The following is a 17442-nucleotide window of genomic DNA, read 5'->3' as shown; positions in this document are numbered from 1 at the left end:
CGTAGTTGCATTTATCATTGTGTAGCTATAATATACTATGTAAAATAGAACGTCTTGTTAAATTTGAATATTCTGTACAATTATCAAGATTTTATTTTTTAAGAGATTCTCAGCGATTAGCATTTAGGAAATTAAAATGTAACTATATATATTTTTGAATGTATTAATTCTTGTTTTAACAATAATTCTTCTTGGCTAAATTCATAGTCTGGTAATGATTGATTTTCTTTTGGCATAAGGTTATTATTATTATAAAACCTAATGAAATAGACTAGATTTATTCAGATAATAAATCTTTATTAATATTTAGCAAATTGACTTTTGCATTAAAACCACTTCTTAGTCTCACATTTTTAATGAGATAATTCTCATGATTAGATATATCATCGCTCAAATCCAAAACAGGATCTAGAATAGTAATTTTAAGTTCATTAATTTCGTTAAGCTGATTTTGGATTTTAATCATAGTTTCTGCTGAGCCATTTGCAATTTTTGAAGAAAGGTCAACAACTGATGACTCTTCTATCTTTGATTCAAAAAACTCTTTCATTATACCCAGCATAATTTCATAAGAAGAATTTTCCAAAGTAGCGTTCAAAGTAACATCAGTTAAAGAAAGAACATGTTTTTTTGAAATAGCTGGTTTTGAAGTAAGATATATTTGTCCTTTTGGTCCAGGAAAAAAATTCGTATCTATTTCAAAATCAATTCCTATTACTATTTGGTCATTACTTGGGTAGATTTCAAAATTATTTAATTCAATTTTCTCAACAATATCAGAATTATCTAATGCTAAATTTAACTCAGTTTCTAATTCAGTGCGTTTTGAGTTAATAGCTTTTTCAAGTTCCTCATATTCAACAAAGATTGGTAGGTTAACATCTATAATATTTTCGATTTTTGGCGATTTTGTTAATTCTGGAAGTGACCAGTCTTCCTGTTCATGATCACTTTTTCCAATCTCCATAGCTAATTTAGAACCCACCAATAAATTCATATCTCGATTTTGATAACTGATAATTGGCTCGTAAATCTCAATTGGCTTGATATTTAACGAAAGTCCTCCATGTTCTTCAGTTACAGGAATTGATGAAGGAATCAGTATTTTTGAAAGTTGATTTTTGATTGACTCACAATCTATAACATCATTTAAAGCCTTCTCTACTTCTGGTTCTATTCCAATAGTAGCTATTTTGGCAACTAAATTAAAGTCCAACCAAGTATCACCAATTATCTCAATCCGCGGACCTTTTAACCAATTTATATCCGAAACCACTTTAACATCTGGACACCAATCACTATTAAAAGAAACATCAATTACAAAAGAAAATGTTACATCAGCATCAAAATTTTTCTTTTCAAGCAAACCAATTTTTGCTAATTCTCCTTTAAATCCGGCACTCCCATCAATAGATAAAGGAACGTCTATTTTTAATTTATTCTCATCTAAATTTTCAAAAGTTACTCGATCACTCAAGACAATTTTATATTTTCCTTTATATCCAATATTTACACTAGCACTAGTATAAATCCATTGGTTAGGATGATATGAAGGATTTTTTGTTTTTATCCATTTATTAGGATGATATGTTGGGTTTTTTGTTTTAACACAATGCTTTTTTCCAAAAATAGTTACACATTTCTCAATCCATTTGCTTGGTTGATAAAGAGGGTCTTTAGTTTTACTCCATTTGTTTGGTTGATAAAAAGGATCTCCAGTTTTAAGCGTATAAGTTTCACTAAATTCACCATTAAAATCTTCCGTTATTGGCTCTGAAAAATACTCGTTAATTACTTTTTCAACTTCATCCAAACTTAGATTAAAACTTGCTCCAATAATGCTTTCTGGAGCTTCATAATCAAATAATTGTCCTTCTCTAATAGGTTTTTTATTTAATTCACTAATATTTTCACACCCTACAATTATTAGTAAGAATGAAACAAGAAACAATTTTGAAATGAAATTTTTCATATTTAAATTTATTAAGTTAGTAATACTTGGAGTTTTATAGCAATCAATACAATATGGCTTATGACAAAATTAAGCCAAACAATATGGATGACTAATAAATATGCTATTATTGCTAATAATTAGGAGAAATTAAATATACACTAAATTTAACAAGAAACAAACTACAACAAAAAATCATGCTATTATACCAGAGTATTTCATTCCACACACATTCCACTACTCTCCTATCGTCATTTATTCATTCGTTTCTATTTTTATAAATAAGTATTCATGAATCTTCGTTCCTCGATTTCGTAAAAAGAGTATTTACTCGCCCACTCTATTTTAATAAATAGTAGCTCGTGATTGCTTCGCAGTTCATTAACATCGTAGAGAAACATTTTGAGAAGAAAAAATTTATAGATGGTTTTTGTATTCTATAATTATTTTTCTGATGTGTGGAAATGGTCTACTTCTATGGATTCTTAAAGTTCTAACCCCTTCAAGATATCTGGCTGTACCAACAGTTTCCCATTTTTGATATTTTGTACTATAACCACCAGTGGACGTTGCTAGTGCATTAGCATTTATTACATTAAAGCCATTATAATCTGAACTGATGTTTACAGGTCTTGGTCCATGAGGAGGTCCATCACATGCATATTGTATGCGAATCCAATATTCACCATCTTTCGGAATCCTGAATGCGTAAATGGCCCAATTTGCGTGTAGATATTCATCTCTATTATGTATAACATGTGAACCATAATGACCAGTAACTACTCTTTTTGCTCTTCTGAATGTTTGATCAGCCCATAATTCTATTGTGGTTGAATTTGGCGGAAAACTATAAATCTTACTCATAATTAGTTTATTTTATTATACTAATGTTATTAGAATAAATTTATGAAGATTTTGAAAGCAAAAAAATACCCAAAACTGAGTATTTTCTCTTGTTATTTAGCGATATTTTAGATTAAACCTTCTCGAACAAAGAAAGTTATAGCTTGTGGAATTGTACTAAAGTTGGTTTTTTGTAAGATATTACGTCTATGTGTTGTAACTGTATTAATGGAAATGTTTAAATAATGAGCAATCTCTTTTGACTTAAATCCTTCTGCGATAAGATTCAAAACTTCAAGTTCTTTAACACTTATTATTTTTTTATTTTCGGGATAATTATTTAAATCTTCTATATTACTAATTCCATAGTAAGATTTGCCATCGGAAATATTTATAAATGACACTCTATTATTGTTGACATTAGTAATATGACTAATATTTGAATGATTTGCTATTGAAGAAGTCATTTTAAAATCATCATCCCATGAGGATGCAATTGCTTGGTGTAAAAACAATTTGTATGTACCATCAAAATCTTTATACCTATACTGATAGGAAACTTTATAATTTGGTAGTTCATTTTTATTTATGAAGGTAAATAAAAAATAGAATCCAAGTTCCTGACAATGCAAAAAGTGGTCTATATCATTAGGATGTATTCGAGACATAAAAGCTTCAGCCGTAAATTTGTTTGGATTTTCACCCAAAACTCCTTTTATACTCTTACTGGTAAAAATTATTTCTCTTATTGAAAAATCAAAAATATATTGGAAGGAAGGTCCTGGAGAGTACAAATTTGATAATAGATCGCTAAACTTAGTCTGATCTACATTACTTCCTTTTCTGGATAAAGCATGCGATGCCCCATCAAATATTTTAAATATATCTCTTGTTTTTTCACTCATACAGGAAGCATAATCCTTTCTTTCACTAAAATATACTAAATTATTTAAATTAACAATTTGATTTATAAGTCATTCCACACACATTTTCCTCCACTCCTCTACCCTTTCGCAAATAGAGTGTTTACTCGCACACTCTATTTTAATAAATAGGTGCTCGTGAACCCTTCGGGTTTCATTAACATTGTAGAAGAAACTTTTTAGAATAAATTTTTTCAAGAAACTGTAGTAACAACTTTCGCTTTTAACCAAAGCTCAAGTTACATAACGCAGAACATTATAGTACATTTTCTAACAATTAGCGAAATAGCGCTTTTAGGCGATATTTGACATAATTGCAGATATAGTGTCTTCAGACTTATATCGATAGTAATTATGTACAAGCTAATTGTGGCTTCGTAGTTGCATTTATCATTGTGTAGCTATAATATACTATGTAAAATAGAACGTCTTGTTAAATTTGAATATTCTGTACAATTATCAAGATTTTAATTTTTTAAGAGATTCTCAACGAATAACATTAGGGCAATTAAAATGTATCTATAATTTGCCGTTATGTAAAATATCCGCTGCCAACGTTGATTGCTTTTATAATATCAAATTGCTTATTGCTATTTATTTTATACTCAAATGCGAAGCATTCATGAGCTCTTTATTAAAACAATAAAAATCCGCGAATAATTTCCAATTAGTAATCATTAAAATTTTGAGGTATTTGGATATTTTACTACATATTATTTTCTACGCGATTCTCGTGGCATACCATAAGAGCTAAAACTTTGAGAAATCGAGTTTTTACGAGATTCACGAGCTCTTATAAAGTTTTTTTCAAATAATTAAATGCGTGAGTAAAATAAAATTCTTAGCACTTATTATATTCCTACGTCCTATTAAGCTTTTTAATTAGTACTACCAATATTATGTAAAATAGAATTGATTAAGTAGCTATATTACTAAACCGCTAAAATATGGTCGTTGCACTAACCTATTGTTTTAACCAAAATTTTATGAGGCTCAAAAAAAGCCTTTTTCAGTCTATAATCTTAATGTATTGTTATTGGCAAACTAATAATTTTTCCCTCTTGTTTATTCTTTAAGCTACCGATTGCATGATCAAATAATCCATTAAGATTGTTGCCTGATGGATCTGATAATCTTGAGTTGATTTTTAATGTATAATTACCTTTTACCCATTTTTCTTCTTGGATGAATTTTATTGATTTTTCTTCCTGTCCGATGTGAATTGAAACTTTAATAATTTCATTATCTGAATTATAAATACGTATTCTATGCAATAGTGACATCATATCAATACTGTTTCCAAAATCAACCTGTAGAGCTATTTTATTATTAGGACTTGGTAGTAAAATATTCCATAAATCTGTATCTGGAGAAACGATATCTTCTTTAATAACGCTAAATGTTTTTGTGTAAGGTTCCTTTAAGCTGTTGCCATAAACATCTTGTAAATTATTTATAACCAAATGATAGGTTTGATTTGGTTTTAAAACTCTTCCTAATTGTTCATTGGCTATTAATCCAGTTTTAACTCGTGCTGGATCAAAAATGATGGTTAATTGGGTTTGCGCATCATTCCAAAGTTCATAGACATTATTGAATATTACTCCTTTTACTTCTTCTCCTGCAGCATCAAAAAGTTTTATGTGTTTTAGGTTATTTATTGTTTTCATGGGTTTTGAAAACTGTATGTACATACGTAATAAATTTACTGGTAGTTTATTTGATGTTGGATAAACTTGAGTTACTATGGGCTTATTTTTGTTTTCAGTTGGAATAGAAAATTCTACAGCTCCTTTTGAGTATTTAAGCACATATATTACATTTTGTAAAAAAGGAAATTCTGGAACAAAAGTTACGTTTTGAACATTCTTTTTAAATACGCCACGAACCACATTATTTTCATCTAGTTTGTTATTTTTTAGTAAATAATAAACAGTAGCTGTTTCAATAGTAATTGAAGCATCATAAAAAGTAACTTTCTGCTCGTTTACTACTATTTGAAAATCATTAGCAAATAATTGTAAGCTTACAAATAGTAATAGTATAGTTAAATGAACTCTCATAATTGTATTGAAATAAAGAGTAGATGATACTACTCACCTACTCTTTTTAGTATTAATTTTCTTTTACTAACTCTGGAAAGCCTTCAATTGGTTTTACCATATTGTGAAAATCTTTCCAAATTTTTCCACCTTCGGTATACTTGTAATCTGGAAATTCATATTCACTATCAAAATTGCTTAATCTAAAATAAGCGCCTTTTAATTCCGATAATAAATTAACACTTCCTGAATCTATATCGCGTTGTAATACAGCCAGCATCATTTGGTTTTGCTCTGAAACTTGCATCGTTCCTGACATTGGCACAGGAAATATTTTAACTCCTTCAGGTCCCATTGAAAACCCTTTTAAACCTTCACCTTTATTAGCTTCAGCAAAATCTTTTAAGGATATTAAGCTGGCACTACGTTCTTTATGAATAATTAAAAGCTTTTTATCGAAGCTGCCATCCATTTCTTGAGCAGTAAATGTTATCATATCTATTGGTGTGTTTCCAAATCCAAGCTCTGCGACAGTTTTAGCTTTAATGTGATTTCCTTCTTTAATTTCTGAAGTTGGAATGCTAACTAATGGTGTACAGGTGTAAGCTGCTAATAATGTAGATTCGCCATTGATTTCTTCAAAAGCCATAGTTCTAATTGGTGCTCTTGTTTCATTTTGAGTATGAACAGCATGATACATTTCTAATCCTGAAACTGCTTCTTGCACATTAGAAAAAGGATATGCAATCTTACGTAAAGTAGATGCAAATTCTCCATTAGTTAAACCAGCTACATACACATAACCATCATTATAATCTATATCAGTAATGTTTAATCGATTTGATGGTCTTCCATATAAGTCAAAATCTTCAGTTCTAATGTTCTTAACTTTTATTGCTGTTTTTTTGCTGATATCGACTAAACGAACATTTCCATCTACTGGATTTACGGCAACTATAACTGATAAAGCATCTGGTGCAAAACCTCTTTTAACAGCGATATATGCTTCTTGACTTACAGGATGAACTTGCATATCGTTAAAAATTAACTCTGATGATGGCGCACCTAAAGCTTTCGCGATTTGTTTATCGACGCCTTTTAAATTAAAAGGTATTGGGTCTTTCACTTCCGTTGCTGAAGTTTCTATTGCATATAGCATTCCTGCTTTACTATCTCCAACAAATAAAACATTATTGGGACCGAAAGCCATTACTGATGCTCCTGGTAAGCTGTTAATACTCGATGAATTTGTATCTACAATTTCATTTGGATTTGGTCCTGCTGTTTGTTGAGCTTTACAACTTGTAAAACATAATAAAGCAACTAACATAATTGATAATCTACTTATTGTTTTCATTTTTATTTAATTATTAATGGTTATTAAAATTTGTAACTTATTGTTGGTGCGAAATGGAATATATCGTCTCCGCTTCCACTTGTCTTTTGAAAATCTCCTGCGATGAAATAACTCATATCTAAATCAAGTGATAGATGACGATTAAATTCGTAAGAGGCTTTGAACCCTAATTGACTCCCTAAATTTCTATCCTCGATTCCATTAGCTGGTCTATTTACAAATCTTGGTGGTCTGTATAATCCATCATTTTTTGAAGCTCTCCAAAAAATTCCCCATTCTCCATATAACTTTAATTTTTCAGTAGGTGTAGCACTTACTGAAGGATGGATTGATATTAAGTTTATTGGTGTAATTGTAGCTGCTAAACTGTAATACGCTGGATTAACAAACATGGGATTAAAGGTATTTAGTTTGTTATCATTTAAGTTTTTATCACCACTTGTATATTCTAATTTCAATCCTGGATTCCATAACCAAGCTGTATTGATAAGTTTATAATGCCAATCTCCTTCAAGATTAAAAGCGCTAATAGTCGTATTATTAATCTCACCAAATTGATATATGATTTCTGTATTGTAGGTGAAACGCTTACCTATTTGCCCAAATCGTCTCAAACCAATAGAATGTCTGTTTTCTTTTCCTGAAACATCACTGAACGCTGAAAATGGATTTTCAAAGCCCAAATAATAGAGCTCATTCATTCCGTTAAAGCCTTTTATTTTGAATTGACTATATACTCCCCAAAATTTTGGATTGTTAGCATCTCCATCAAATAATGTGAACCTATTGTCAAAAGCGAATATGGTTGGACTTACTTCTCTAGTGTAAAATGCTTGAATATTAGTTTTACCTGATTTAAAAACTGCTCTTGTAGCATCAAAAGTTCGTCTAATATTTGGGCCTTCTCTAAAACCAACTAATCTTGCTGAACCATACGCCAACTCTTGTCTTCCAAGAATGAATGATAGACTTGATTCTGATTGAAACGGAATGTCAATTTGCAGGAATGCTTGGTGTATATCTATTTCGTCATTTTCTACAAATTCACGTTCGTGACTTGTATAGCCATGATATAACTCGGTATAAACTCTAAAGTTTTTTCCTAAATGTAAATCTGTATGAAAAGCCAATCGCTGTGAATAAAAATCCTGGTCTACTGTTTCTTCCCAAAATCGATTAGAATAATGTTCGAATCTTGGTCTAATTTGGCCTCCAAAAGAAAGGTAGATATCTTCCTTTTCATTCAATGGAATGAACTTAATAGGATCAAAGACATCACTTTCAAAAGCATTATTATCACCTTTTAGGTATTCATAATTTTCTGTAGCCCTAAATAAACTGTATATAGGTAGTTCTTTCTTTTTAAGCTCAATTTCCTGTGCATTTAGCATAGGTGTAATTAGAAAAATTGAAACTATTATAATTATATGTCTCATATTACGCTTCATTTATATGTTGCTCTATGCGCTTATCTGGTACAATCCATAAAATTGCTACTATGATATAACAAGCAATCGCTGCCCATGAATTAATAAAGCTTACTGCTAATCCTATGATATATAAAGCTGTAGATAGCTTACCCTTGAAATCTTTACCAATGGCTTTGCGCAAAATAAAGTCTTCTTTATGGTGTTTTATAATTACGGTTTGAAGAATGAAATAAGCTATAGAAGCCATAAGTAATATAAAACCGTAAAAAGCTACTGGTCCTGATTCTAAATGATTCTCTCCTACCCAAGATGTGGCAAACGGAATTAGTGACAGCCAGAATAATAAATTAAGATTTGCCCAAAGCACCTTACCGTTTACTTTTTCTGTAATTTGAAAGAGATGATGATGGTTATTCCAATAAATTCCGAGGTAAATAAAGCTTATAAAATAACTTACGAATACAGGTAATAAAGGAACTAAAGCTTCAATTGTTACCTCTTCAGGTGTTTTTAGTTCTAATACCATTATGGTAATTATTATGGCTAATACACCATCACTAAATGCTTCGAGTCTATTTGTTTTCATTACTGTTTTAAACTATTGTTGTTGTTAACAACTATTTATATAAAAAAATTTAAATTTCTACTTTGTTAAGTATTCTAAAGAATTCTTTGGCATCTTCTTTAGAAATATTAGTTTCAAAATAATCATTAACTGAAGACTTAGCAGCAGTATGTATTTCAAAAAATGCCTTAATGCCATTATCAGTAACATTAATATCTAATTTCCTTCTATTATCAGGGCAAGTAATTCTAGAAACAAATCCTTTTTTTACTAATCTATCTAGTAAGCGTGTTAAATCTGGACTAGGAACAATTAATTTATCTTTTAATGTTTTTGCATCCATTGATGTAGGATGATTTCTAACTAATTGATTTAAAACATTTAATTGTGCATGTGTAATTCCATAAGAGTTTAAAGTCTTCTTCAATTTAACATCCACTTGGCCACTCAATTTCAAGAACTTAAAATAAGCTCTCGCATGCCAATTTTTGGATTCATTAGAAAAATATTCATCGGTATTCATTAAACAATAGTTGTTTACAACAACAAAAGTAGCTAGTTTTTTTGTAACAAAAAAATATTTTTAAATTTTTTCCATTTCACACACTTTGTGCTTCCCTCCAATGTCGTCGCATAATAAGTGTTTACTCGCCCACTCTATTTTAATAAATAGGTGCTCGTGAATCTCGTAAACTCGATTTCATTAACATCGCAAAAGAAACTTTTGAGAATAAATTTTTTCAAGAAACTGTGGTATTGCCAAAGCGCCAGCTGGCACATTCGCTAAAATAGTCCACTGGACTATTTCTTAACGCTCTGCCCTGCTTTTTACCAAATCGAAGATTCATGAACACCTTAGCTTAAAATAGAAATTAGGCGAATAAAGCTCAAGTTACATAACGCAGAACATTATAGTACATTTAATAATATTAGCGGATTTTTGAATATTAAACAATAAGAAGTTCTAATAATAATAACTATAATTTGTAAAGGATCGTTTTTGAACAAACTCATGCTTAGTATTAGAATTTTAAAAAATAAAAGTGATAAAAAAAGCCTCATCAATTGATGAGGCTTAATCTTATAAAATTGGAGTTTTATTTTACTATTAATTTTTTGGATAATCCTTTGGAGTTAGTAATCACATACATTCCTGCCGTTAAACTTTCAACATTTATAAATATTGAATCCTTAACCTGCTTTACCAGACGTCCTGATAAATCATAAAGCTCATAATCATCTGCTTTACTAAAATTCACTATGGTATTTGCTGGATTAGGAAACATACTAAAGTTGTTGTTATAATTGAATTCTTCTAAACCTAAAGTCACATTATCTAAAGAATAGATTGACAGAGTGGCACTCACTTCATTAGACACAACTATAAGTGCTGTTCCTATTGGACTGTCATTCTCATTAACGAATACAATGCCTTCTGGACCTAAATCTCCATCCTCTTCAGCTCCTGCAATAGCATTTCTACTATTAAGATACTGAATAAATACTGGTGCATTAGGCTGGGTAACATCATAAATCATCACACCTCCTATTCGTTCTAATAATACAAATGCATAATACGCACCATTTATCTCTTCAACAATAACAGCTTCAGGTTCTGGGCCTTTATTATCACTTCTGTTTTTAAAACTGTTATTACTATTACTGGCATTGAAAATTGCTCCATAAACTGGGTGCGCAGCTGTAATCACTTCAAAATCATTACCACTATCTGAAACGATATCACCTGTGTTTGCATTAAAAATGCTAAACGATCGACTTCCATAAACATGGATTTCCTCAAACTCAGCATCTCCATCTAAATTTCCTGATGCATTACTTATATTGATATCTCCAAGATTAGTCTCAAGAGCTAAGACATCTGCATTACTAAAAACACTTGGATCTAATACGTAGTCGCTATCGTCCAATTTGCGTTCTTCTTCAAAACCATTGTATTCTCTGGCATCTCCTTCATTAGCAGTAATCACGTAACCTGTTCCTCCAATATTGAAATAGTCAATCCCATCTGGCATGTACATTCCATAGATAGGCCAAGAGGCATTAAACACAAAATCTGTTTCATCGCTTGTGTCCAATGAATTGTTTACCATACTGTGATCCTTCAAACCAAAAGAAGACACACTTACAATAGTGTTTGTAGTGAGATCTACTGTAGCCATAGCATTATTTTCCTGAAGTGCTACATAAGCCATTTGGTTGTCATCTGAAACTGCAATATATTCTGGTTCCAAATCTTGAGATACAGAAGCTCCAGGTCCAAAAATTCGAACGCCATCTGCTAATAACGTTGCCAACTGAGAATCAAAAGCATTAAAGTTCAAAGTAGTAACATCACTCTGATCAATATCTGCTAAACCTCCAGTTACATCTATGATAGAAACACTTCCTTCTGGATCGATAGAATAATCACTATTTGGCTCGCCTTCATTAGCCGATAATAATTTCGTACCATCTGGTGTAAACGTAATCATATCAGGTAATGCACCAACTTTAACAATAACTTGATTGTTACCATCGGTATCAGCAAACATAACAAAACCTGGATCTGTTGATGGGTCTGCAGAAATCGCTGCAGCTAAAATGCCATTGCTCACCGCAACACTTTGTACGCCATCTGTATTGGCTGGTAGGCTAATCGATGTAATCGATGTGATATTACTTGGATCTGAAAAATCCAATACTTCAATGCTAGAACTGTTGGTTACGAACAAACGTTGTGAACTAGGATCATAAGCCGTAATTTCTGCTGTTCCACTAGCATCGACTAAATAACTTGTCAAGTAATTTGCATCTAATACAGATGCATTTTCTAAAGGAACAACTGTATCATCATCTAAAATATATACCGAAAACACATCTTCACTTCCTATGTTAGCACCAACAGCATTTTGAAGGTTTACCATAAAATACAAATCGCTTCCATCATCCATATTATCTAAAATAGGTATTGTAATCGTTTGATTATCTGTACTTCCTGAAGGAAACGTTACCGTTTGAGCTGAAGATAATGTGAAGTCAACCCCTTCTGCTGCAGTTCCACCTGAAAATATATCCACGTCTACCGTAACATTCGCTGTTGGCGCTTCAGAAACCGAAACAGTTAACGTAATGCTACCTTCATTTTCCATGACAGAATCGTAAACCTCAGTAAATTCTACTTCGACTGAAGTTCCAGTTCCAGTCGCATTTCCTGGCGAACCAATATTAGGAACATCCATCATATCTCCACCAAGTACATTGGTTGCAACCGCATTATTGGAGTTACCAACTGTACTAAATGCACTAAGCTCAACATCATAGGTTTGTCCATCATTTGCAGCTGTATCAGGATAAGAAGCAGTATCTATTGGCATTGATAACGTAGGATCTCCTAACCAGATATTTACAGCATCTCCTCCTCCGCCTAGTCCAGCACCATCAGAATATCCGACTTCAACTCCAGTTAAGTCAAGGACTTCACTCCATACTGTAATAAAGTTACTTACTTCACCAGCAGTATTTTCTGTAATCAATACAATAGCATATCCACCAGGAGGTATCACTGATATCCCTTGAATAAGATCTGCAGTACTTGCATCTGCTGATTCATCATCATAATACAAATCGTCATTTATACCAGAAGTCCAAGCAACCGTTCCAGAATTATAAATTTCAAACCAATCTTCTGTTACATCATCGCCGTCCTGACCTGAAAATATTTCAGTGATTACTAAATTTGGTGCGGCTGGTGGTACATTTCCTGGTGAACCTATATTCGGAACATCACTAGTACTTCCTCCGAGCGCTAAAGTTTCAACAGCAAAACTTGAATTGCCAACTGTGCTAAATTCTGCTAGTTCCAAATCATACGATTGTCCGTCGTTAGCTCCAGTATCTGGATAAGAACCAGTTGCAATAGGTGCTGTTGTCATTGGGTCTCCTTCCCATAAAGTCACAGCATCTCCACCTCCACCAAGACCTGAACCATCAGTGAAACCAATCTCAATTCCAGCTAAATCAACTACTTCACTCCACACCAAATTGAATGCATCTATTGCTACTGCGTTATTATCTGTAATCAACACAATGACGCGTTCTCCTGGTTGTATATCTGTAATTCCTTGAATGAGGTCTGCTGTTGTTGCATCAGCTGATTCATCATCATAATATAAGTCGCCATCCACACCTGATACCCAAGCGACATCACCTGTATTAAGAATCTCAAACCAATCTTCGGTTAAATCTGTTCCTGATTGACCAGGAAATATTTCTGTAATTTGAAGGTTTGGTTGAGCAATACTAATTCTAGTATCTTGATCAGCATCCGTTTCCGCAATACTATAAGCAGAAGGGTTATCTGGATGAAAAGTAGACATAAACTCTGCCATAGCATCTTGCTCTCCTCCTGTATAACTAAAAGTACCATTATTTCCTGGGTCGTTGACAAGATCTCCGTCAGGGAAATCTACTGACTCACCGAAGCCAGTACCACTATAATAATTTATTCGGTTTGGTGCACTTAACTGATCAAACGGATAACTATCGCCACCATTTGCCAAAAAGTTTAGGGTTACCATATTAAAGGTTATTCCGTTTGGCGCAACATTTACACCATTATCCACAATTACAACATCATTGTTCAAGTCAGTATCACCTCTATCTACAATCAAATCAACAAGTCTGCTACCTGCTGGCTGGTTAGGATCATATACAAAACTCATACCGCCTACTTGTGGAAAACGTCCAGGCTCATTACCTGGTGACACGTCAGCAAGACCATGCTCTATAATACTAATCAGTTCTTCAGCAGTCATCGTTAGCCTAACAAGACCATTATCAAAGCGAAGTGTTGCTCTAAGGTGGCCTTCAGAAACTCCATTATTAGCTGGTGGAGAGAATACAATATCATTTGGGTCGTTTGAACCGCCAGGAAGCACTGCCGAACCGATTTCAGTTCTTAGTCCGCCCCCATTTTTAAGCGAAATATCCACGCCTGCATCCGCAGCAGGATTAAGAAGATTAGCATACCAAAGGTTGGCGTCTGCAGTCAGATTTCCAAGATTGGTTTCTTGCGTTCTTACCTGTGATCTTCTCCCATCAAGATAAACGCTCGAAAATCCAACGATATTATTATACTGAGCACTAATAACGCCTTGTACAGCATCCCTAAGCGCAACAACTGTTGGATTTGGGATAGCACTAAGTGAAGTCACTAGCGACTCATTTGCTGGATAAGCACCACTAAGCGTATCGTCTAACTCATTTAGGTCTATTACACCATTATTATCAAATTCAACAACAAGTCGTCCAAGATATTTGTAATCGCCATCAACATTAACTACTAGTACTGGATCACCAGAAGCATCTGCAGCCTGAAATGGATAAGGCTCGTCAAAAGAAGTATCTGTAACCAATGAGTTACTAAAAAGCGTATCGTTGCTGTCTCCCATTCTCGTATTAGATCCTCCAGCCACAATGATGTCTACACCGTCTAAAAGCGTTGCAAGCTGTTTCTCAATGCTAATAGACTGCATATGAGCTAATAGAATAATTTTGTTTACTCCAGCGTTTGTAAGTGCATCTACGCTGGGCTGAATCTCAGCAGCTAATTGTGCAACACTTGAACCTGGAGCAGGTGTTATTGTTAAATCACCTAAACTCGTAATGTCAGGGAAACTTGGTGCAACTGCACCAACAAGTCCAATAGTCTCACCATCTATAGTTACTATAGCATACTTAGCAACCTGACTGTTTAGATTGGTAACATTGTCGCCATCAGTACCAACAACTCCAGAAAAATCTCCATCTGCTGTGAAATCTATGTTTGTAGATAACCACGGAAAATTAGATCCAGGAAAGGTCACACCATTGGACGATTCACTGCTAAAAGCCGCGTCGAACAGTTCACCAGGTCCTTGATCAAACTCATGGTTACCAAAACCAGAAGCATCAACACCAAAAGCATTGGCAAAGGCAATATCCAAATGACCAGGCTCATTACTACCTGATAAAGAACGTACTGCTGTGTTCTCCGCAGCATAAAATCGAGGACCAGGAATAATAAGGTCTCCAGAGGTCACTGTAAGTGTATTGCTAGCGTAAGTTGGGTCGTTTTGGAAATAATCTACTAAAGCAGAGAACTCGTCTACTGCATCAAGAGCACTCTCCTCGTTGCCATCAACATCAGCATAATGTAATATTTGTAATTCGAAATTCTGAGCAATACTAATTCTAGTATCTTGATCAGCATCCGTTTCCGCAATACTATAAGCAGAAGGGTTATCTGGATGAAAAGTAGACATAAACTCTGCCATAGCATCTTGCTCTCCTCCTGTATAACTAAAAGTACCATTATTTCCTGGGTCGTTGACAAGGTCTCCGTCAGGGAAATCTACTGACTCACCGAAGCCAGTACCACTATAATAATTTATTCGGTTTGGTGCACTTAACTGATCAAACGGATAACTATCGCCACCATTTGCCAAAAAGTTTAGGGTTACCATATTAAAGGTTATTCCGTTTGGCGCAACATTTACACCATTATCCACAATTACAACATCATTGTTCAAGTCAGTATCACCTCTATCTACAATCAAATCAACAAGTCTGCTACCTGCTGGCTGGTTAGGATCATATACAAAACTCATACCGCCTACTTGTGGAAAACGTCCAGGCTCATTACCTGGTGACACGTCAGCAAGACCATGCTCTATAATACTAATCAGTTCTTCAGCAGTCATCGTTAGCCTAACAAGACCATTATCAAAGCGAAGTGTTGCTCTAAGGTGGCCTTCAGAAACTCCATTATTAGCTGGTGGAGAGAATACAATATCATTTGGGTCGTTTGAACCGCCAGGAAGCACTGCCGAACCGATTTCAGTTCTTAGTCCGCCCCCATTTTTAAGCGAAATATCCACGCCTGCATCCGCAGCAGGATTAAGAAGATTAGCATACCAAAGGTTGGCGTCTGCAGTCAGATTTCCAAGATTGGTTTCTTGCGTTCTTACCTGTGATCTTCTCCCATCAAGATAAACGCTCGAAAATCCAACGATATTATTATACTGAGCACTAATAACGCCTTGTACAGCATCCCTAAGCGCAACAACTGTTGGATTTGGGATAGCACTAAGTGAAGTCACTAGCGACTCATTTGCTGGATAAGCACCACTAAGCGTATCGTCTAACTCATTTAGGTCTATTACACCATTATTATCAAATTCAACAACAAGTCGTCCAAGATATTTGTAATCGCCATCAACATTAACTACTAGTACTGGATCACCAGAAGCATCTGCAGCCTGAAATGGATAAGGCTCGTCAAAAGAAGTATCTGTAACCAATGAGTTACTAAAAAGCGTATCGTTGCTGTCTCCCATTCTCGTATTAGATCCTCCAGCCACAATGATGTCTACACCGTCTAAAAGCGTTGCAAGCTGTTTCTCAATGCTAATAGACTGCATATGAGCTAATAGAATAATTTTGTTTACTCCAGCGTTTGTAAGTGCATCTACGCTGGGCTGAATCTCAGCAGCTAATTGTGCAACACTTGAACCTGGAGCAGGTGTTATTGTTAAATCACCTAAACTCGTAATGTCAGGGAAACTTGGTGCAACTGCACCAACAAGTCCAATAGTCTCACCATCTATAGTTACTATAGCATACTTAGCAACCTGACTGTTTAGATTGGTAACATTGTCGCCATCAGTACCAACAACTCCAGAAAAATCTCCATCTGCTGTGAAATCTATGTTTGTAGATAACCACGGAAAATTAGATCCAGGAAAGGTCACACCATTGGACGATTCACTGCTAAAAGCCGCGTCGAACAGTTCACCAGGTCCTTGATCAAACTCATGGTTACCAAAACCAGAAGCATCAACACCAAAAGCATTGGCAAAGGCAATATCCAAATGACCAGGCTCATTACTACCTGATAAAGAACGTACTGCTGTGTTCTCCGCAGCATAAAATCGAGGACCAGGAATAATAAGGTCTCCAGAGGTCACTGTAAGTGTATTGCTAGCGTAAGTTGGGTCGTTTTGGAAATAATCTACTAAAGCAGAGAACTCGTCTACTGCATCAAGAGCACTCTCCTCGTTACCGTCAACATCGGCATAATGTAATAATTGTAATTCAAAGTTTTGGGCAATTAGAGTTGCACCAAAAAACATAAAAAAAATCATAGATAAAGCCTTGGCTTTCCTAAAGTAATAGTTTTTCATTGGATTAATTTTTTGTTGGATTAATTTTTTATCCCATAAAATTAGTGCCCAAATGAAACCACTTCGTTAGCATCAAGTTATCATATTGTAAAACAAAAGCACCTTATTA

General features: G+C 33.9%; 9 protein-coding genes. All 9 read right to left on the bottom strand.

The window, feature by feature from the left end; genetic code table 11:
• Window positions 1-277: 277 nt before the first annotated feature.
• Complete coding sequence (locus RM697_RS09385) at window positions 278-1972, bottom strand: DUF4403 family protein (protein WP_311427626.1); 1695 nt, start codon at window positions 1970-1972, stop codon at window positions 278-280.
• A 396-nt stretch (window positions 1973-2368) separates the two neighbouring features.
• A complete protein-coding gene (locus tag RM697_RS09380; RefSeq protein ID WP_311427625.1) occupies window positions 2369-2815 on the bottom strand; it encodes a hypothetical protein in 447 nt (148 codons plus the stop codon).
• Between the two features lie 107 nt (window positions 2816-2922).
• Window positions 2923-3699, bottom strand: a complete 777-nt coding sequence (locus RM697_RS09375; RefSeq protein ID WP_311427624.1) for a response regulator transcription factor — start codon at window positions 3697-3699, stop codon at window positions 2923-2925.
• A gap of 1040 nt (window positions 3700-4739) precedes the next feature.
• The gene (locus RM697_RS09370; RefSeq protein WP_311427623.1) at window positions 4740-5780 is read right to left on the bottom strand and encodes an Ig-like domain-containing domain; all 1041 of its coding nucleotides are present in this window, start codon (window positions 5778-5780) and stop codon (window positions 4740-4742) included.
• A gap of 52 nt (window positions 5781-5832) precedes the next feature.
• A complete protein-coding gene (locus RM697_RS09365; protein ID WP_311427622.1) occupies window positions 5833-7116 on the bottom strand; it encodes a hypothetical protein in 1284 nt (427 codons plus the stop codon).
• A gap of 23 nt (window positions 7117-7139) precedes the next feature.
• Entirely contained in the window at window positions 7140-8552 is a 1413-nt protein-coding gene (locus RM697_RS09360) for an alginate export family protein (RefSeq protein WP_311427621.1), read from the bottom strand.
• A gap of 1 nt (window position 8553) precedes the next feature.
• The gene (locus tag RM697_RS09355) at window positions 8554-9132 is read right to left on the bottom strand and encodes a TMEM175 family protein (RefSeq protein WP_311427620.1); all 579 of its coding nucleotides are present in this window, start codon (window positions 9130-9132) and stop codon (window positions 8554-8556) included.
• 49 nt (window positions 9133-9181) lie between these two features.
• A complete protein-coding gene (locus tag RM697_RS09350) occupies window positions 9182-9634 on the bottom strand; it encodes a MarR family winged helix-turn-helix transcriptional regulator (RefSeq protein WP_311427619.1) in 453 nt (150 codons plus the stop codon).
• 574 nt (window positions 9635-10208) lie between these two features.
• Window positions 10209-17333 carry a choice-of-anchor I family protein gene (locus tag RM697_RS09345; RefSeq protein ID WP_311427618.1) on the bottom strand — a complete coding sequence of 2375 codons (7125 nt, stop codon included), beginning with the start codon at window positions 17331-17333 and terminating at the stop codon, window positions 10209-10211.
• Between the last annotated feature and the right edge of the window lie 109 nt (window positions 17334-17442).

Source organism: Microcosmobacter mediterraneus (assembly GCF_031846265.1).
In the GTDB taxonomy this organism is placed as follows: Bacteria; Bacteroidota; Bacteroidia; order Flavobacteriales; family Flavobacteriaceae; genus Microcosmobacter; species Microcosmobacter mediterraneus.
The sequence above is the reverse complement of the archived record's forward strand: the minus strand, read 5'-3'. Positions and strand labels throughout refer to the sequence as shown.